We start from the raw sequence: 19,280 nt of genomic DNA, 5'->3' as shown, positions 1-19,280 counted from the left end.
GGTTAGGCTATCTCCGATGCCGGCGCATATTCGAACGGATTGTCGAACTCGCTGAAGAGCGGCGCCGCCTGGTCCTTGGCCGAGAGCACGGGCGATGCCGCTGCCTCGCCCCAATCGATACCCAAGGCGGGATCATCCCAGCGGACCGATCCGTCATGCGCGGCGGAATAGTAATTATCGACCTTGTAGACGACTTCAGTCTCCGGTTCGAGCGTGATGAAGCCGTGCAGGAAGCCCTGCGGGACAAAGAGCTGCTGGAAATTCGCTGCACTCAGCTCAACCGCGACCGACTGGCCGTAATGCGGTGATCCGCGCCGGGCATCTACAGCGACGTCGAGGATCGAACCCCGCACCACGCGCACCAGCTTGGACTGGGCAAAGGGCGGCGCCTGATAGTGCAGGCCGCGCACCGTGCCGGTTTCGCTGGAGCGGGAATGGTTGTCCTGCACGAAATCGACATCAATCCCGGCTTCGGCCAGCGCGCTCTGCTTGAAGGTTTCCATGAAGAAACCACGGTCATCGCCGAACACGCGAGGGGTGATGAGCTTCACACCCGGGAGGGAGAGGTCTTCGATATTCATGCTGGGTCCTTTGGTGCCTGCTTAGCGGTGCTGCTCTACAGATTCAACAGCACAGTTATATGTAAATCCGCCGCACCAGGGGCGGACTTAATCAGTCACTGACCGGCGCAATCGCATTTGCTCGAAACGCGGGTCCAGCGCCGGGTTCGAGAATGGATCGCGTTGCATGGCGCTAGGCCAGCGCTGCTTGAGGTTTTTCAAGGCGCCCAGATGTTCCGGATGAGCGGCACTCGCCTCGGTACGACCGCGGCTACTGCCCTCCTCATGGGTCAAGCGGGCGAAGGGCGTCCAGATATTCTCATATCCCGCTGCCCGCACCCGAAGACAGAAGTCGACATCACTGAAGGTCACCGGGAAATCGTGCTCGTCAAAGCCACCGACCTCGTCGAAGACCTGTTTGCGGATCATCAGGCACGCCGCCGTCACCGCGCTGACACCGCGAACCAGCTGCAAATGGCCGAACGGCCCGGCTGCCCCGTCCGCAGCGCCGCGCATGAAATGTCCGGCTCCCGCGTCGAGGCCGAGCAGGACGCCGCCATGCTGCAAACGCCCGTCGGGATAATCCAGCCGCGCGCCAACACAGCCGGCCCAGTCGAAACCGGCCCACCCCGCCAGCTCGGCGAGCCAGCCGGGCGCTGCCGAGTGCACATCATTGTTGAGAATGAGCAGTTTCGAGGTCTCGGCCCGGGCTGCACCGAGATTGACCAGGCGGCTGAAATTGAACGCTGTGTCATCGCGGACAACACGGCGTCTTGCGCCGGAACGGGCAAAGTGCTGCAGCCATTCCCGCGAAGCCGGCTCGGTTGAACCATTGTCGACGATAATGACGGAGATCTCATCGCCGAGCTGATCCACCGCCCGCGCAACCAGGTCAATACGATCACGTGTCGGGATGATCGCCGTGATATCCGAGGCATCCGGCGAGCCGTCAAAATGAACCCGGCGGCCAACCGGGCGCGTCTCCAGCGTAACGTCGGACGGTCCGCCCAGGCGCCGCAAATGCTGCTTCAGCGCCTGCTCACCAGCCGCGGCCGCAGCCTCCCGATGGCGGTCGGAAAAACTCCCCGAGGCATGCCCCTGGCGCCAATGATAGCCGATCACCGGGACATGGCGGATGGCTGCCGGCCCGAACGCGTCCAGCACCCGTAAAACCAGCTCGAAATCCTGGGCCCCGTCATAACCGGCAGCCAGACCGTCTACGGCCGTCAGGGCAGACCGGCGGACCAGGGTCAGGTGATTGAGATAATTACGGCCATAGAGCAGCGCGCGGCTGAAGTCCGGCTTGAAATAAGGGTCATGCCGCCGGCCCCGCCGGTCGATCTTGTCTTCATCGGTATAAACAAGCTGAACCGCGTCATCGCTCATCGCATCAGCGCAGGCGGATAAAACACCCTGCGCAAGACGGTCGTCCTGGTCGAGGAAAGCGACCCAATCGCCACTCGCCGCGGCAATGGCGCTATTGGTCGCCGCGGCGATACCGCCATTGGTCGACCGCTCAACCAGCTTGATCCGGGCATCGCGTCCGGCCAATTGGCGCAGGCTTTCACGCACGTTGTCGCCGGAACCGTCATCGCACAGAACAAGCTCGAGCGGTTCATAAGCCTGCTCCAGCACAGAGGCGACGGCCTCCTCCAGCTGGGCCATATCGGGTTGATAGACCGGAACGACCACCGTGACCGCCAGCCCGCGGCCCGCCGGCGCACAGGGCTGACGCCGGATCCATTCGTCATAGTCGAGAAACACACCGGCGAAATAGCGCCGCCCACTGAGGCGCGCCACGGCATAGATCAGATTAAGCGCCAGGCGCCCGGCCGGGCCAAGCTCTTGCAGCCGCCCGATCAGTGCCCGCAGGGCCGACCCCATGGCCTACCTCACTGGTTCAGGGCACCAAGGTGCAATGATCCGCAATCAGCCTCAAGCGCGCCGATCATGGCGGACACCTGCCCGGCTATAGCTTCTGATCGAACGCGCCGACCTCGTCATAGGCGGCCAGCACAGCCTCGATATCGCGGAAGATTTCCACGACATGCTCCCGGGATTGCGGGCTTTCGACCACCACGACCAGATTGGGCGTGTTGGAACTGGCGCGAACCAGCCCCCAGGCACCGCCTTCCAGGCTGAAGCGCACGCCATTGACGGTGTTGACGCCGGTGATCTTGCAGCCCGCCACGCTCTCGCCAGCCTCTGCCCGGCGCTGAAAATCGGCGACAATACGCTCGACCACACCGTATTTGACCTCGTCCGCACAGGCCGGCGACATGGTCGGCGACTGGAAGGAGAGCGGCAGATCGCGGCGCAGATCGGCCATCGTCTTGTCGCGATTGCGGTCGAGCATTTGCAGCACGGCCCGCGCAGCAACGAGACCGTCATCATACCCGCGGCCGACCGGCGGTTGCAGGAAGAAGTGTCCGGACTTCTCAAAACCCGCGAGCGCGCCGAGCTCCTTGGAGCGGCGCTTGATATAGGAATGGCCGGTCTTGAAATAATCGGTCTTGGCACCGTGTTCGGCGAGAACCGGGTCGATGGTGAACAGACCGGTCGACTTCACATCCACGACGAAAGTGGAGTTGGGGTAGAGCGGCGCCAGATCGCGAGCCAGCATCAGACCGATCTTGTCGGCGAAAATCTCTTCGCCCTCATTGTCGATCACGCCGCAACGGTCTCCATCGCCATCAAAGCCGAGCCCGACATCGGCGCCATGCTCGAGCACTGCATCGCGCATGGCGTGCAGCATTTCCAGATCCTCAGGATTGGGATTGTAGCGCGGGAAAGTGTGGTCGAGCTCGCAATCCATCTCGATCACCTCGACCCCCATTGCCTTCAGCGCCTGCGGGACGAAGGCACCGGCCGTACCATTGCCACAAGCGGCAACCACTTTGAGCGGGCGCTCGATTTTCACATCCTTGGCGACATCGGCGATATAGCGCTCGGCAACACCGTGCTGGCGCACATAACCGCCCCCGGTCCGGGTCTTGCCGTGGCCGCCGAGTACGATCTCCTTGAGCCGGCTCATCTCATCCGGCCCGAAGGTGAGCGGACGGTCCGCCCCCATTTTCACCCCGGTCCAGCCATTGGAATTGTGGCTAGCCGTAACCATGGCAACACAGGGAATACCCAGATCGAACTGGGCGAAATAGGCCACGGGCGACAGCGCCAGGCCGATATCGTGGACCTCAACGCCAGCGGCCATCAGCCCAACCTCCAGCGCTTGTTTGGCGGAGAGGGAATAGCTGCGGAAATCGTGGCCGGTGACGATCTTGGGCTCAACGCCGAGCTCATGGATCAGCGTACCCAGCCCCAGACCCAGGGCCTGGATACCATAGAGGTTAAGCTCCGGCGTCTTGTCGGACCCGGGATGACCGAACCACCAGCGCGCATCATATTCACGAAAACCCGTTGGCTTGATCAGCGGCTGGTTCTCGAAGTCCCAGGAGTTGGGCTTTAGCGCGGCATGGGGCGTGTCGGTCATGATGGTTCGGCTCCGGAATGTCTTCCCTCCCCTCATATTGCAAGCAGCGAGAGAGACAAGCCCGCAGTCACAATCAACAGTCCGGTTGAAGACGCTGAAGACGGCAGGTTACTGCGCCGGCAGGTTCCAGCGGGCGCGATGAAAGGCCCAGGCGTCCGCGATCATGGTCTCGAGGCCGGAACGCTCCGGTGCAAAGCCTAACAGCTGTTGCGCCCGGCTGATATCAGCAAACAGGCGCGCCGGATCACCCGGCCGCCGGGACTCGACGGAGAACGGAACCGCTCGGCCGGTCACCCGTTCGACAGCGTCGAGCACTTCGCGCACGGAATACCCCTGCCCGCTCCCCAGATTGCAGGTGAAACTCGGCGCTCCAGCCTGCAGCCGGTCCAAGGCGGCCAGATGAGCCTGGGCGAGATCGGCGACATGGATAAAATCGCGAATACAGGTTCCGTCAGGCGTGTCGTAATCCGTGCCGAACAATTTCATTGCCGGACCGACACCCGCTGCCGCCTTGAGCGCGTTCGGGATCAGGTGGGTCTCGGGCTCATGCTCTTCACCGATTTCGCCGTCCGGACTGGCGCCCGCGGCATTGAAATATCGCAGCGCCGCATAGCGCAGACCACCGGCGCCCGCCTGATCCGCGAGGGCGCGCTCGACGGCCTGTTTGGTCCGGCCGTAGACATTGATGGGCCGCTGCAGCGTGTCCTCGGTCAGCGGCAGCCGCTCAGGCACCCCATAGACGGCGCAGGTCGAGGAAAACACCAGGGGCGGCCAGCCGGCGTCTGCCATGACGCGCAGGAGGTTGAGACTGCCCGCCACATTATTGTCCCAGAAGCCCAGCGGATCGGCCTCGCCCTCAGCCACTTCGGCGAAGGCGGCGAAATGCATGACGGCATCTGGCTGGTGGGCCTCGAAGGCCCGACGCAGATCGATCTCCTGGCGAATATCACCCTGTTCCAACGGCCCCCAGCGCACGGCATGGGTATGGCCACGGGAGAGATTATCGAAAACGACAGGGGTATCGCCGCGCGCAGCCAGGGCTTTGCAGATATGGGCGCCGATATATCCGGCGCCACCAACGACGAGAACCTTCATACCACTCCCCGGAGGCTGGCCTGCAAGCTCTGGCTATCCCAGTTTGCAGGCCTGCGGCAACCGGATTCCGGTTGGTTCTCTAGCCTTCCGGGCGGCCGATACTGGTGTAGGCAAAGCCCGCAGCGCTCATTTCGTCCGGCGTGTAGATATTGCGCAGATCAACCAGGATCGGCGCCTTCATCGAGCTCTGCAGCCGATCCAGGTCAAGCGCCCGGAACTCGTTCCACTCGGTGATGATCACCAGCACGTCGGCATCCTCGGCGCAGATATACGGGCCGGAGACGAATTCGACGTTCTCGAACAGGCTTTCGGCTTCCAGCGTGCCCGCCGGATCGAACGCGCGGACCTTGGCGCCGGCTTCCTGCAGCGCCGGGATGATTTCCAGGCTCGGAGCTTCGCGCATATCGTCGGTATTGGGCTTGAAGGTCAGACCCAGGACCGCAACGGTCTTGTCTTTGACATCGCCCTTGCAGGCCTCGATGACCTTGTCGGCCATGGCCCGTTTGCGGCTGTCATTGACCTCGACCACGGTCTCCACCAGGCGCAGCGGGGCGCCGGCATCCTGAGCGGTACGGGTCAGCGCCAGCGTATCCTTGGGGAAGCAGGAGCCGCCATAGCCCGGGCCCGCATGCAGGAATTTGCCACCGATACGATTGTCCAGGCCGACGCCGCGCGCCACTTCCTGCACATTCGCCCCGACTTTCTCGCACAGATCGGCAACTTCGTTGATGAAGGTGATCTTCATCGCCAGGAAAGCGTTGGCCGCGTATTTGATCAGCTCGGAGGTACGGCGCGAGGTGAAAACGATCGGCGTCTCGTTGAGGAAGAGCGGACGATAGAGCTCGTGCATAACTGTGCGGGCGCGCTCCTCATCCGTGCCGACCACGACGCGGTCGGGACGTTTGAAATCATCGATTGCGGCGCCTTCGCGCAGGAATTCCGGATTTGAGACGACAGCGAAATCGGCGTCCGGGCGGGTTTCGCGGATAATCCGCTCAACTTCATCGCCCGTACCCACCGGAACCGTCGACTTGGTCACAACTACGGTATAGCCGTCCATGACCTCAGCGATCTCTTTGGCGGCGGCATAGACATAGGACAGATCGGCGAACCCATCGCCACGGCGCGACGGCGTGCCCACGGCGATGAACACCGCATCGGCGTTGCGCACAGCCTCTTCGAGCTCTTGGGTAAAGTGCAGCCGGCCTTCGCGCACATTGCGCTGAACCAGCAGATCAAGGCCCGGCTCGTAGATCGGAATACCACCGCTCTGCAGGGTTTCGACCTTGCTGGCATCCTTGTCGACACAGGTCACGTCATGACCGAAATCGGCAAAACACGCTCCCGAAACCAGTCCGACATAACCGGTACCGATCATTGCAACGCGCATGACGAAACTCCTATTCTGCAGCTAGCGTGGTATCGCCGCTAGGCGACACAAGCGCAAGCGATGATTCTGTAGCGATCAGGACCGGTTAGCCGCGCTGGGCGTGGTCTCGCCCCGGCCGATGCGGGCGATGAGCGATTTACCCAGTGCGAGCGCTGGCCGCTCGGCCAGGATATGCGCCAGCCATGCCGCGGCCAGGCTGGCGATAATGCAACCGGCGTAAAAGACGAGATTATCCAGCGGCCAACCGTCAAAAACCTGAACCAGGCGCAATTCGAAGGCGATGATGACCAGCGGGTGGCCGAGATAGAGCACATAGGACCAGTCGCCGATGCGGGCGAACAGCTGTGGCAGCACCGGTTTGAAGGCCAGCGCCGCCCAACACAGCCCGACGGCAAAGGGCATGAAAACGAGCACCCGGATCGACTCATTGCCGAGACCGGCGAGACCGTATGAGGATGTCCAATAGAGACCCAGAACCACGCCACCGACCAACAATGCGAGGGATAGCAGGCGCCAGCGCTCAAAGCGTGGCCGGAACTGCGCCAGGGCTATGCCGCTGAGGAAGAGCAGATTGAACGGGCTGATCATAAGCTCGACAACCGCTGGCAAATCGCCCCCCAGGCGCGACAAGCCGAACAGGCTCAGCGCCAGCCAACCACCGAGCGCCCAGGGCCGCCAGTGCAATGGCAAGGCCAGGAAGAGGCCGTAGACGAGGTAGAAATACAGTTCGTGGGTCAGCGTCCAACCGATGGCCAGCAGCGGCAACTGATCGGTCGGGAACAGGGTTATCGTGGTCAGCCAGTTGGTATTGCCGCCCATCTCGCTCAGTTGGCGCCCGAGCAGCATGTATCCGCCGATCCCGACCAGGGTGACCAGCCAGTACATCGGATAGATACGATTGAGCCGGTTGAGAAAAAACCGCCAGTCGAGACCGGAGTGATCACGATAGAGGGTGTGGATGATAAATCCGGAAATGACGAAAAAGACGTCGACACCGGAGAATCCGAAAAACCCGATCGAGCCCAGAACATCACCATCCAGAACCCGCATTTCGGCCTGATTGATATGACCGACAAGGACCAGGAGCACGGCAAAGGCGCGCAGATACTGGACCTCGATGATTTGGGCACGCGGCATCGCGAACTCACTCGTTGACCCCGGCAAAGGGTATAGCTGCTGCGTTAGTCTTAGAAAATACGCCTTCGGGGATAGACTGCAGCCACGGGCTTGGCTAACCGATTAGTCTGCAAAATGGGGAGAAAGAACAATGGGTCGCATTCGTAAGGCTGTGCTGCCGGTTGCAGGAATGGGTACGCGGGTTCTGCCGGCGACCAAGGCCATTCCCAAGGAGATGCTCCCCGTCTTCGACCGCCCGGCCATCCAGTATGTGGTCGACGAGGCCCGCGAAGCCGGGATTGAACACTTCGTCTTCGTGACCGGTCGCAATAAGGGCGCCATCGAGGACTATTTCGACCGGGCCTATGAGCTCGAGGCGACGCTCGAGGGCAAAGGCAAATCCACCATCCTAGAAGAGCTTGAGCCGACCCGTCTGGAACCGGGAACAATGAGTTTTGTGCGCCAGCAGGCGCCGTTGGGGCTGGGCCACGCGATCTGGTGCGCACGCGATATTATCGGCGACGAGCCGTTTGCCATCCTGCTGCCGGACGTGCTGGTCGATGCCAAGCCGAGCTGCCTGGCGCAAATGGTCGCCGTTCACGAGGAAACCGGTGCCAATGTGATCGCCGTCAATCCGGTACCAGAGGCCGAGGTCAACAAGTATGGCGTCATCGATCCGGCCGAGCGCCAGGGCAATCGCATCCGCATGAAGGGCATGGTCGAAAAACCTCCGGTCGAGAGCGCACCTTCGAACCTGTCAATCACCGGCCGTTACATCCTGAACCGCACGATATTCGATTATCTGGAAGACCAGGCGGCAGGCGCCGGCGGCGAAATCCAGCTCACCGATGCCATGGCGCGGCTGATGCAGAAGGAAGCCTTCGACGCCGTCGAGTTTGAAGGTACGCCCTATGACTGCGGCAGCAAGCTGGGCTATCTGGAAGCCTCGATCGGCTTCGCCCTTGCCAATGGCGAGCACGGCACGGCTGCGCGCGAGCTGGTCAAATCCATGCTCGGCTAGCGGGTTTCCCGCCAGCTCCGGAACCATTCGGCGAAGGCGGTCAGCCCGGTCTCGAGCGTCGTTGACGGCTTGTAGTCATAATCCCGCTGCAGCTTGGTGACGTCGGCATAGGTGCGCGTGACGTCGCCGGCCTGCATGGGCAGCATGATTTTCTCCGCCGTACAGCCCAGCGCCTTTTCCAGCGTTTCGATCATGTCCATCAGGCGCACCGGCGAGGAACCGCCGATATTGTAGACGTCATGACGGGCATTGGCCGGGCTGTCGTCGAGAATACGCAGGAGCGAGGCGACGATATCGTCGATATAGGTGAAGTCCCGCTCCATATCCCCATTATTGAAGACCTTGATCGGCCGCCCCTCGAGCATGGCATCGGCAAACAGCCAATAGGCCATGTCCGGCCGGCCCCAGGGTCCGTAAACGGTGAAAAAGCGCAGCCCGGTCGCGGCAAAACCGTAGAGCCGGCAATAACTGGCCGACATCAGCTCATCAGCCCGCTTGGTCGCCGCGTAGAGCGATTCCGGCGTGTCATTGGCATCGCTCTCGGCAAACGGTACCGAGGCCTGCTCGCCATAGACAGAGCTGGAGGAGGCGTAGACGAAATGCTTGAGTCGATCGCCCAGCGAACGGGCCAGTTCAAGCATGTTGAGATGGCCGACCAGATTGCTCTGGGCATAAGCCAGCGGCGCCTCGATGGAATAGCGCACTCCGGCCTGGGCACCGACATGCAGGATACGATCAGGGGCAACGCTGTCCGCCAGCGCAGCAATCGCCGCGCTATCAGCCAGGTCACAGCGCTGGAAGGTGAAATCGGGATGACGCTGCAAGCGCTCCAGCCGGGCCTGTTTCAGCCGCGTATCGTAGTAGTCATTGAGATTATCAATGCCAACAACCCGCTCTCCCCGAGCGAGCAAAGCCTCACAGGAATGATATCCGATAAAGCCGGCCGCGCCTGTCACCAGGATGGTCAAAGCCAATCCCTCCGATCTGCCCGGGCCGAATTTAGCCAGAGCAGATCATTTGTCTCGGACATTCAACAGCACCGCGACGGAAAACCGCCGGCCGGGGTCTAGCCCCAGCCCTCCGGATCGACCAGCTGGTCAGCCGAGGCATCCTCGGTCAGATCAGTGAATTCGGTCGGCGGAGCGATGGCCACGGGCACATCACTGTCGGACACGGCGGTCTTGATCGGCGCACCGGCGAGCGACAGCACCGTGAACCCGTCGGCTGCCGCTGAGGCGTCCGGGGGTGCGGTGTCATAAAGGCCAAACACATCGCGCATCTCGGCGATGTCCGGCGTCTCGGCCTGCGGTGCGGTGAGATCGTCGAAACCGGCCAGCGCTTCACCGGTCAGGACCGCGCCGGTCATGGGTTCGGAGACCTGGATGCTCGACTTGCTGTTCTGGCCGATCGTGTCGCCAATATCGGTCAGCTGGGTCCAGGCATCGCTGCCATTATCCATTTCGAAGATCAGAGCCTGAGCGTCCTGGCCCTCGCCCTTGGTGTGCTTGCACACCGAGCACGCACAGCCGCCATGGCCGAAGTCCTCGACCACAATGCCGATATCAAGCACTTCGGACACGCCGAGCGGCATGGTGGAGGTCTCCGGAATCGTGCCGCCGAAGACAACACTCTCGATGGAGATGATTTCGATCACCCCGTCCGGGCTCCCCGAGCGCAGATCGGTGTAGACGGTGTTGCCCGATCCATTGGTGGTGATGTTGTAATCACCACTCGTACCGGTCAGCACCAGCTGGTCATTGGCACCCGCTCCGCCGTCAAAGCTATCATTTCCGCCGCTGGCATAGAAGATGTCATTGCCGCCATTGCCCGTCATGACATTGTCCGCGGCATTGCCGATGAAGGTATCGGAACCGGACCCGCCGATCGCATTCTCGATCACCGTCGTCGCTGCGATCCCGATATTGCCGACCAGACCCTGGGTGCTCGAGAAGGACGAGGCGCGCAGGTCGAGGACCTGGTTGGCGCCGCTTCCGGAGAAATCGAAGGTGTCCGTGCCACCGGCATCGATGACCGTATAGGAGACCGGCTGGGTAAAGGCAGTCGCGTCAAAAATGGGATTGCCCGCATTGGAGTTGAAGCCGTAGGTCGTATCACCGGTGCGGATTGTCGGATTGAGGCCATACATATCCGCGACCGCCGCCAGATCGCCGAGCATCGGCGTCAGGATATAGGCGAAGGAGGCGTCCACCTCGGTATTCTCGGTCTGCGAGAAATAGGACATCACCGTGCCCTGCCAGCTATCGTTCAGATAGATGTTGTCGATGCCGTAGGTCGCAGAGCCATCGTACGGGCCGGCATGACCGAGGCCGAGGGCGTGACCGATCTCGTGAATATAGGTCTGGAAAGAATAGCCATCGAGATTGGTGCCATAGGTGTCGAGCCATTCGGTCCCGACATTGACGGTCGCCCCGGTGAAGAAGCCCCCGCTGATGCCGCTCGGCCCGGCGAAGGCGCCCTCTTCATCATCGCTGAACACGATATTGGCGCCCGAGCTGACCTCGTTGAACAGGATGCCAGTGGCATCGGTCCAGACTTGCAGGGCGGCACGCGCCAGGTTCTGGCCGGCAGCGGTCAGGCCGGTAATATCCACGGTCAGCGTTCCGCCAGTGGAAATATTCCACTGCGCCCCATTCCAGCCGTTCTGGTTCAGGTAATCGCCGATTTCCTCATAGCTATAGTTCCGCAGCGGATCGGTCTGCGCGACGGTCAGGGTATATTCGCCCGTTGTGCCCTGCCCCTGGTCATTGATCCAGGAACCGGCAGAAATGTAGTAGGTGCCGCTGGTCTGCACCGTGAAGCCGAGACGGGAATCGACGATCACACCGAGCGAGATGTCGTCATTCTCGGCGATCAAAGTGCCCGAGGAGTCATAGAGCCGGATATACGGATCATCCAGCTCATCCCCACCGCTGCCGAACAGGTTGAACTCGTATCGCTGGCCGGCGACCAGCTCGACACGGATCCAGTCCTGGTCGCCATCGGTTTCCAGATTGCCGATATAGGAACCGCCGGACACCATGCTCACAGTGGTTGAGGAGTTATCCGGCACATCGCCGACATCATTGGAATCGGTGACCGTCACAGCCACATTCTGGCTGTCGGAACTGGAGCCATCCGACGCGGTAACGGTGAAGTTATAGACATTGTCACCACCGGCATCACCCGGCGCTTCGAAATCCGGAGCGTTGCGGAAGCTGACTTCGCCGGTCGCGCTGTTGATCTGGAACAGGGCCGCATCGGTTCCGGAGATCGAATAGGTCAACGTGTCGCCGTTCGGATCAGTGGCCCGGGTTTCATAGGCCGATGTCTGGTTTTCCGAGACGGTGGATGTGGCGGCAGACGTGATGGTCGGCGCGCCGGCAGTGACTTCGTCAACGGTCACGGTAACCGCCTGGACCGTCTCGATACCACCGTCGCTGGCCACGACTTCGAGCTCATAGACATTATCGTTGTCATCATCGCCCGGCGCATCGAAGTCCGGCGCGCTGACAAAGCTGACCACACCGGTATTGGCATTGACCGTGAACAACGCCGCATCCGTGCCGCGGATCGAATAGGTGACGCTGGCGCCTTCCGGATCGGTCGCAGCCGCCGTGAAGGCTGAGGTCTGGTCTTCATCAACATTGAAGGATGTGCCGGAGCTGAAGACCGGTGCTTCATCGACATTGGTCAGGGTCACAGCGACCGACTGGCTCGCCGTATCCTGGCCATCACTGACCTGGATCGTGACGTTGTAGATATTGTCGCCATTGGCGTCTGCGGGGACGTCAAAGTCGGCGCCGCTGATGAAGGAGAGCTCGCCCGTGGAACCGTTGATCGTGAACAGGGCCGCATCGGCACCGCCGGAAATCGAATAGGTCAGCGGGTCGCTGTCACCATCGGTCGCGGTTGCGGTGTAGAACACTGCGGTCGAGTTTTCCGCCACACTCGCGGTCGTTCCGGAGGTAAAGACAGGCACATTATTCGGCGGCACGACTTCGTCCACCGTCACCGAAACGGTCTGCACCGTCTCGATACCGCCATCGCTGGCCACGACTTCAAGCACGTAGACATTATCACCATTGGCGTCGCCCGGCGCATCAAAGTCCGGCGCGCTGATGAAGCTGACGACACCGGTATTGGCGTTGACCGTAAACAGCGCCGCATCCGTGCCGCGGATCGAGTAGGTCACGCTGGCGCCTTCCGGATCGGTCGCGGAGGCGGTGAAGGCCGAGGTCTGATCCTCGTCGACGCTGAAGGCCGTGCCGGAGCTGAACACCGGCCCTTCATCGACATTGGTCAGGGTAACATTGACTGTCTGGGTCACCGTAACGGTGCCATCGCTGACCCGGATCGTGACCTCATAGACATTGTCGCCATCGGCATCGGCGTTGATGTCGAAATCGGGCGAGCTGGTGAAGGAGAGCGCGCCGGTCTGGCTGTTGATAGTGAAGAAGCTCTGATCGGCACCGCCAGAGATGGAATAGGTCAGGGTGTCGTTATCGGCGTCGGTTGCCGTGGCGGTGTAGAAGGAGCTGGTTGTGTTTTCCGCAACCGTCGCCGTGGTTTCGGAGGTGAAGACCGGGGCGCGATTGGTCGGGGTTGGCGTCGGGTTGGGCGTCGACGGGGCATCGCTGCCACCCCCACCGCCGCCGCCTCCGGCTGCTGCACCGAGAGCCAACAGGCCGCCAAGCGCAACGCCGCCCATGGCACCGCCGCCGCCGGCTGCGGCCTCACCACCGCTGACAGGCGCTTCAACGGCATCGGGGTTGATGCGCACATCGCCGTCAATGGCGCTGACATCATTCGGCGACAGCGTCACCACGCGGCCATTGCTCAGCACCAAGCGCGCTGAACCATCGGCTTCCAGCGTATAGCTGTCGATAAAGTCGAATTCGGAGATCGGCCGGAAGCCTGCCTGCCCCTCCTGCGCCTCTGCCTGCGGAGCGAACAAGGCCGCCGCGCCGAGAATGAGTGCCGTAGCAGAGACTTGCGAAGCGCGCTTTTGCCTCGCGATGACAGACGAAACAGCCATAAGCTTTACCCCTTACGCGAATGTCCACGGTCACAGCCCGCACAGCCTGACCGTATCCATTCAAAACCAGCTGCAGGACGCTAGCCGCCAGCGGGGCAGCCCGTCCAGACAATTTTGCTTCAGGGCAAACGGCTTGTTAGCAACATCAGGTCGAGTTGCTGACGTTTCAGCTCGAACTCCACCGCGACCAGGTCGAGCATGGCCCGTTCATAGTCCAGACGCGCCTCGACGAGGTCCGGAAGCGTCCCCAGACCGAACTCGAATTCACCCGAAATAGCCTCGAAATACTCCCGCTGGCTCGACGCCACGGCCTCGCGCTGAACCTGCTGCGCGCGCAGCGACAGAAGCCGGCGGAAAACCACAGAGCCCTGTTCGCGCAGATCGCGCTGCAACTGACGCAGCGTGTACTCTTCTTCCTCCAGCACCGCCTCAGCCCGGTCAGCCCGGGCGCCGAGCGCATTGCCGGTCAGGATCGGCACGGAGACGTCGACGCCGATCCGGTCGCGATAATCCCAGTCCTCGCGCGCATCATCATACGTGTAGGAGGAAATACCCACGACATCGACGACGGGCAGCCGGCTGCGGCGCTCGCGTTCACGCTGGGCTTCCAGGCTGCGGATATTGCTGCGCGTCGCATCCATGCGCGGATTGCCCTGCATCACCGCGTCGAGCGCCTGGTCGGCGGTCTGCAAATCATCGAGCCGGTCGGCCAGGGCCGCCGCCGTTTGCTCATCGCCGCAAAGCCCGGCCGGACGGCCGAGATAGGCTTCCACTCGCGCACCGGCGCGCTGCTCCTGGGACCGCAGTTCGAGCATCACGGCATCGGCCTCGGCCAGCTGGGCCGCGATCTGGGCCCGCTCAGCCCGGGTCGCCCCACCGCGCGCCAGCAGCGCTTCGACGGCGGCCAGCTGGCGCGCATAGTATTCGCGGCGCTCGGCGATCACGGTCATGCGGCCACGCGCCTCCTGGGCGGCGAGATAGGCCGAGCCGAGCGCATAGGCCGCCTGGGCTTCCGCGCTGGCCTGATCGAAGACCAGTCGCTGGCGCTGATATTCCGCGCTGTCGATGGCAAACCGCGCATCGCCGAAATCAAAGACACGCTGCGACAGCCGCAGGCCGAGCTGATTGTCAAACTGGTTTGAGGTCAGCCCGGTATCACCGACACCGCTGCGGCCGAAGGTGGAGAGCTGCGGCCGGCGCAAGGAGCGCGCCTCGACGAGATCCGCCTCGGCCCGTTGCACCCGGGCCTCGGCCACGCTGACCTCCGGCGCGGTCTGCGCGGCGATCTGCATGCTCTCGACAAGCGGGTCGCAGACCTGGGCCGACGCAGCGGAACCCAGCAACAGCGCTGTCAGCGAAACGGTCACAATACGGCGCATTTCATCCCCCTGGCGCGGACCGGCCGGCCCTATCCCTGGCGCGAGCCGCGGAAGAGCGACTCGCTGATCGGTTCGAGCAGATAGTCCAGCGTGGTCCGGCTCGAACCGGAGAAAATAAACACTTCCGCCGGCATGCCCGGCGTCACGGCCAGGCCCTCAAGCCGGTCGATCTGATCGGAGGGCACAACGATACGCACCTCGTAGAACGGCACACCGGTGGCCGGGTCGGTTTTCAGATCAGCCGACACGCCGGTCACTTCGCCATTGAGGCTCGGCGTCAGCCAGCTCTTATAGGCCGTCATCCGCGTCCGCACCGCCTGGCCCTGGTAGACCGCGTCGCGATCGGCCGGATTGATGCGGGCAGACACCGTCACTTCTTCGACCGCCGGGACGATCTCCAGAATGGTTTCACCCGGGCGCACCACACCGCCGCGGGTGGAATAGGCCAGGTTGAGGACTTCACCGCTCTGCGGAGCCGTAATCACCACACGGTTGAGCACATCCTGGGCTGCGCCGAGGCGCTCCTGGGCCAGCTGCAGGGCGGTACGCACCTGTAACTGCTCGCTCGACAGCTCGCGCAGGAAATTCGCCCGCGTCTGCGCGATCTGGCCTTCAAGGTCCTGTTCGAGAGTCTCCGACTGCTGCACCTGGGTACGCAGCCCGCCGATCTGAGATTCCAGAGTGGCGACGTCACGTTCCAGAGCCCGCAACTCATCGACCCGGGCCATTTGCCGACCCACGCGTTCGCGCACCAGCTCGGCCTGGTCTTCAGCCGCTTCAAGGGCGCGGCCATTGATCTCGATCTGCTGCTGCAGCAATCGCCGCGAAGACGCCTCGCCGTCGCGCCGCGCTTCAAGCACGGCGATATCGGCATTGAACGCCTCCAGCTGTTGCTCGAACAGGTCGCGCTGGCGCTCAATGACATTACCGCGCGCTGCCGCTGCGATCTCGAGCCCATCAAGACTGGTGAAGTCCGGTTCCCCGCGCCCGTCGCGCAATGCCGCGAGACGGTCGAGAGACGCGGTCAGGGTTGCGATCTCCTGCAGGATTTCGTCCCGCACGGCCAGGGATGCGGTTTCCTGCAGGGTCAGCAGCGGATCGCCGGCCTCGACGCGATCACCATCGCGGACCATCACGTCCTCGATGATCCCGCCCTCCAGGTGCTGCACGACCTGGCGATTATTCTCCGCAACAACGAGACCATTGGCCGGCACGCCCTCGGCGAGCGGCACAAGACCGGCCCAGGCGAGAAACCCGCCCAGCCCGATGAGGCAGATCAGCGCCATGACGCGTATGGTCGGATCCTGCATCAGCGGCTTGTCCGGCATCAGGCGACTCCCTGACTGCCGGGGGCGCCGCCGCCGGGTCCGACGGCGAGCTTGAGATACTGTTCCGCTGGGGCCGCCAGCACGCTGCCCTTGCGCAGAAGCAGGACGGTATGGGCCTGTTCGATCACGCGCCGGTCATGGGTTGAGACCACGACGACAGCCCCGGCTTCGGCGACCCGGCCGATTGCCTTGATCAGATGGGCGGCGGTGGCGCTGTCGAGATTGGCGGTGGGCTCATCAAGCAGGACCAGCGGTGGCGACCCGAACAGGGCCCGGGCCAGTCCGACCAGTTGCGCCTGCCCGGCAGACAGCTGCGCCCCGCCCGGACCGATCAGCGTGTCATAGCCCTCCGCGAGGGTCAGGATCATGTCATGCGCGCCGGCCAGTTTCGCCGCCGTTATCGTCTCCTCCGGGTCGGCCCCGGTCAGGCGATTGATGTTCTCGGCAATGGTCGCGGGCAAGAGCTCAACATCCTGCGGCACGTAACCGACATAGCGGCCGCGATCGGCGCTGACCCAGTCCTGCATGGCGCGCTTGCCCAGGCTCACACTGCCGTCAGCGGGCGGCCAGGCCCCCGACAGGGTCTGCAGGAGCGAGGATTTGCCCGCACCGATGGCGCCGGCCAGGACAATGATCTGCCCACCTTCGGCGCGGAAGCTGAACGGCTGGATCAGCGGTGCCTCATGCCCCGGAACGGCGACGCTCAGGCGTTCAATGTCCAGCTCTGCCTGCGGGCGCGGCAAGGGCGTGAACACCGCCTCGTCCGGCTGGCCGTCTATTGAGGCGCGCAACTCTTTCCAGGCCGTCCAGGTCAGAACCGTGTTACGCCAGCCACCGACGATCTGGTCGATCGGGCCCAAAAGGCGTGCCAGGATGATCGAGGAAGCGACAATGGAACCGGGCGAAATCTGCTGGCTGAGCGCCAGCGCTGCGCCACCGCCCAGCACCACGATCTGCAGCACCTGACGGGTCGAGCGGGAGATGCCCGTAAAACGGCCATCGAGCCGGGCCGCGTTGAGACCGAGTGCCTGGCCTTGATCGCGCTGTTCTTGCCAACGGCGAAACGCGCCCGGGATCAGCCCCATGGCGACCAGGGCCGAGCGCTGGCGCTCAAGATCGCCGGCCAGATGATTGGCCTGCCCCAGCATGGATTGCGATACCGCACTGGTTTGCCGCGACGTCAGCTCGGCTGCCACTGCAACGCTGAAAACAATAACCGCACCGGCCAGACCGATCATGCCGATCACCGGGTGGATAAGAAACAGAACCAGCAGGAAGAGCGGCGCGAAGGGCAGATCGGCAAACGGCAGGGCCGCACCGTTTTGCAAATAGGACTGGATGCGCGACAAGCGCGCCAGATTCTGGGCCAGGGCAGCCCGGCCGGATGGCTGGTTTTCAAACTGGGTGAAGATGCGCGACCCGAGACGGGTTTCGATCTCTGCGCCGGCCAGCGCCATGACGCGGCGGCGGCCGATTTCCGCGGCGCCGTAAATCGCCAGCAGGAACACGGCGAGCACAGACAGCCAGATCAACGTGTCATAGGAGCCCGAGCTCAAAACCCGGTCATAGACCTGCAGCATGTAGAGCGGCGACACCAGCAGCAGGATGTTCACGGCAAGCGAGAACCCGGCCAGCCAGCGCAAATGCGGCCGCAGGCGAGAACGGATCTCCAGGGTCAGCGGTTTACTCATCAGTTCCGGACACGCGGCTCAACATCTAGCCCGCGAGCATAGGCGTATGCGCACATAAATGCACGCCCATGCCTGCGCGGGTTATTTCAGACCAATGCGCAGCAAATCGTGCAGATGCAGTATGCCCAGCGGCTTGCCCTCGCCGTCGGTAATGAAGAGCTGGATGATCTTGACCTCACCCGCCGTCATCTCGCGCAACACATCGGCGGCCAGCATGTCCGGGCGACCGACGCGCGGCCCGCGCGTCATCACACTACCGGCCGTTTCATCAATCAGCCCCTCGCCCATATGGCGGCGCAGATCGCCATCGGTAATGATCCCGGCCAGGCGCCCGCTTTTATCGATCACGCCGGCACAACCGAAGCTCTTGGTGGTCATTTCGATCAGCACATCGCTCATCTTGGCCTCCTGGCCGATCAACGGCATGGCAGACCCGGAATGCATGATGTCCGCGGCCGTTGCCAGCGCGGCCCCGAGCGCGCCGCCCGGGTGGAAGGTCTTGAAGTCGCCCGCAGTGAAGCCGCGCGCTTCAAGCAGGGCAACGGCAAGCGCATCGCCCATCGCCATCATCAAGGTCGTTGAGGTCGTCGGCGCACGGGTCTCACCGCAAGCCTCCTGGGCGTCAGGCACAAACATTTTGTACCCGGCGGCCCGGCCCAGCGCGCTGTCCGGCTTAGCCGTCATGCCTACGAGCGGAACCGAGAAGCGCCGGCAATAGGCAATCAGGTCACCGAGCTCTTTGGTCTCGCCGGACTTGGACAGCGCCAGCACCGCATCATCCGGCGTGATCATGCCGAGATCGCCATGGCTCGCTTCGGTCGGGTGGACGTAATAGGAGGGCGTACCGGTCGAGGCCAGCGTCGCCGCGATCTTGCGCGCGACATGGCCGGATTTGCCAACCCCGGCACAGATCAGGCGCCCTTTCAGCCCGTCGACCAGGCGGACAACGGCTGCGAAATCCTCGTCAATAGCGCGCTCAAGCGCGTCCAGCCCGTCACGCTCGATAGCGATAACGCGGCGCGCGGCGTCGAGCGGATCGTAATGGCTCATCTCAAAGTCCCGGAATTTGAAAACGTTTGGCGCCCACATAGCAGAACCGCGCACGTCCGGGGAAGAGACGTACGCGGCATCTGCGGCAGTCTGCGTCGCGGCGCATCAGGGGGACGAAGTGCCCG

13 protein-coding genes are annotated in these 19,280 nt (G+C 62.9%); 1 reads left to right on the top strand and 12 read right to left on the bottom strand.

Features of this window, described 5'->3' with window-relative positions; genetic code table 11:
• Positions 1–2: 2 nt before the first annotated feature.
• The 6 genes from rfbC to Q1V57_RS04810 all read right to left on the bottom strand — a co-directional run bounded on the left by rfbC (position 3) and on the right by Q1V57_RS04810 (position 7,672).
• Entirely contained in the window at positions 3–581 is a 579-nt protein-coding gene (rfbC, locus tag Q1V57_RS04835; protein ID WP_300528125.1) for a dTDP-4-dehydrorhamnose 3,5-epimerase, read from the bottom strand.
• An 87-nt stretch (positions 582–668) separates the two neighbouring features.
• On the bottom strand, positions 669–2,444 hold the full coding sequence (locus Q1V57_RS04830; RefSeq protein WP_300528123.1) for a glycosyltransferase: 1,776 nt from the start codon (positions 2,442–2,444) through the stop codon (positions 669–671).
• Between the two features lie 85 nt (positions 2,445–2,529).
• Complete coding sequence (locus tag Q1V57_RS04825) at positions 2,530–4,050, bottom strand: phosphomannomutase/phosphoglucomutase (RefSeq protein WP_300528120.1); 1,521 nt, start codon at positions 4,048–4,050, stop codon at positions 2,530–2,532.
• A gap of 108 nt (positions 4,051–4,158) precedes the next feature.
• Positions 4,159–5,145 carry a UDP-glucose 4-epimerase GalE gene (galE, locus tag Q1V57_RS04820; RefSeq protein WP_300528118.1) on the bottom strand — a complete coding sequence of 329 codons (987 nt, stop codon included), beginning with the start codon at positions 5,143–5,145 and terminating at the stop codon, positions 4,159–4,161.
• Between the two features lie 79 nt (positions 5,146–5,224).
• On the bottom strand, positions 5,225–6,535 hold the full coding sequence (locus Q1V57_RS04815) for a UDP-glucose/GDP-mannose dehydrogenase family protein (protein ID WP_300528116.1): 1,311 nt from the start codon (positions 6,533–6,535) through the stop codon (positions 5,225–5,227).
• A gap of 75 nt (positions 6,536–6,610) precedes the next feature.
• A complete protein-coding gene (locus tag Q1V57_RS04810) occupies positions 6,611–7,672 on the bottom strand; it encodes an acyltransferase (RefSeq protein ID WP_300528114.1) in 1,062 nt (353 codons plus the stop codon).
• 130 nt (positions 7,673–7,802) lie between these two features.
• Between Q1V57_RS04810 and galU the strand changes: the two genes are divergently transcribed.
• Positions 7,803–8,672: a UTP--glucose-1-phosphate uridylyltransferase GalU gene (gene galU / locus Q1V57_RS04805; RefSeq protein WP_300528112.1), complete on the top strand. Its 870-nt coding sequence runs from the start codon at positions 7,803–7,805 to the stop codon at positions 8,670–8,672.
• On the opposite strand, the gene Q1V57_RS04800 is transcribed toward galU, so the two are convergent.
• From Q1V57_RS04800 to Q1V57_RS04775, 6 genes are all read right to left on the bottom strand, one after another.
• Entirely contained in the window at positions 8,669–9,646 is a 978-nt protein-coding gene (locus Q1V57_RS04800) for an NAD-dependent epimerase/dehydratase family protein (protein WP_300528109.1), read from the bottom strand. The genes galU and Q1V57_RS04800 overlap by 4 nt on opposite strands.
• Before the next feature lie 92 nt (positions 9,647–9,738).
• On the bottom strand, positions 9,739–13,707 hold the full coding sequence (locus Q1V57_RS04795) for a cadherin domain-containing protein (protein ID WP_300528106.1): 3,969 nt from the start codon (positions 13,705–13,707) through the stop codon (positions 9,739–9,741).
• A gap of 119 nt (positions 13,708–13,826) precedes the next feature.
• Positions 13,827–15,086, bottom strand: a complete 1,260-nt coding sequence (locus Q1V57_RS04790) for a TolC family protein (protein WP_300528103.1) — start codon at positions 15,084–15,086, stop codon at positions 13,827–13,829.
• A 29-nt stretch (positions 15,087–15,115) separates the two neighbouring features.
• Positions 15,116–16,414, bottom strand: coding sequence for an HlyD family type I secretion periplasmic adaptor subunit (locus Q1V57_RS04785; RefSeq protein ID WP_300528100.1), 1,299 nt, complete (start codon positions 16,412–16,414; stop codon positions 15,116–15,118).
• Entirely contained in the window at positions 16,414–18,105 is a 1,692-nt protein-coding gene (locus tag Q1V57_RS04780; RefSeq protein WP_300528097.1) for an ATP-binding cassette domain-containing protein, read from the bottom strand. The genes Q1V57_RS04785 and Q1V57_RS04780 overlap by 1 nt, the downstream gene beginning before the upstream one ends.
• Before the next feature lie 81 nt (positions 18,106–18,186).
• A complete protein-coding gene (locus Q1V57_RS04775) occupies positions 18,187–19,155 on the bottom strand; it encodes a KpsF/GutQ family sugar-phosphate isomerase (protein WP_300528095.1) in 969 nt (322 codons plus the stop codon).
• Between the last annotated feature and the right edge of the window lie 125 nt (positions 19,156–19,280).

The organism is Maricaulis sp., assembly GCF_030149425.1.
Lineage (GTDB): Bacteria > Pseudomonadota > Alphaproteobacteria > Caulobacterales > Maricaulaceae > Maricaulis.
This window is presented reverse-complemented; position numbering and strand designations above follow the sequence as displayed.

Coding starts and splice junctions, on each gene's coding strand:
- rfbC (WP_300528125.1), bottom strand. CDS start 581: ATGAATATCGAAGACCTCTCCCTCCCGGGTGTGAAGCTCATCACCCCT.
- Q1V57_RS04830 (WP_300528123.1), bottom strand. CDS start 2,444: ATGGGGTCGGCCCTGCGGGCACTGATCGGGCGGCTGCAAGAGCTTGGC.
- Q1V57_RS04825 (WP_300528120.1), bottom strand. CDS start 4,050: ATGACCGACACGCCCCATGCCGCGCTAAAGCCCAACTCCTGGGACTTC.
- galE (WP_300528118.1), bottom strand. CDS start 5,145: ATGAAGGTTCTCGTCGTTGGTGGCGCCGGATATATCGGCGCCCATATC.
- Q1V57_RS04815 (WP_300528116.1), bottom strand. CDS start 6,535: ATGCGCGTTGCAATGATCGGTACCGGTTATGTCGGACTGGTTTCGGGA.
- Q1V57_RS04810 (WP_300528114.1), bottom strand. CDS start 7,672: ATGCCGCGTGCCCAAATCATCGAGGTCCAGTATCTGCGCGCCTTTGCC.
- galU (WP_300528112.1), top strand. CDS start 7,803: ATGGGTCGCATTCGTAAGGCTGTGCTGCCGGTTGCAGGAATGGGTACG.
- Q1V57_RS04795 (WP_300528106.1), bottom strand. CDS start 13,707: ATGGCTGTTTCGTCTGTCATCGCGAGGCAAAAGCGCGCTTCGCAAGTC.
- Q1V57_RS04790 (WP_300528103.1), bottom strand. CDS start 15,086: ATGCGCCGTATTGTGACCGTTTCGCTGACAGCGCTGTTGCTGGGTTCC.
- Q1V57_RS04785 (WP_300528100.1), bottom strand. CDS start 16,414: ATGCCGGACAAGCCGCTGATGCAGGATCCGACCATACGCGTCATGGCG.
- Q1V57_RS04780 (WP_300528097.1), bottom strand. CDS start 18,105: ATGAGTAAACCGCTGACCCTGGAGATCCGTTCTCGCCTGCGGCCGCAT.
- Q1V57_RS04775 (WP_300528095.1), bottom strand. CDS start 19,155: ATGAGCCATTACGATCCGCTCGACGCCGCGCGCCGCGTTATCGCTATC.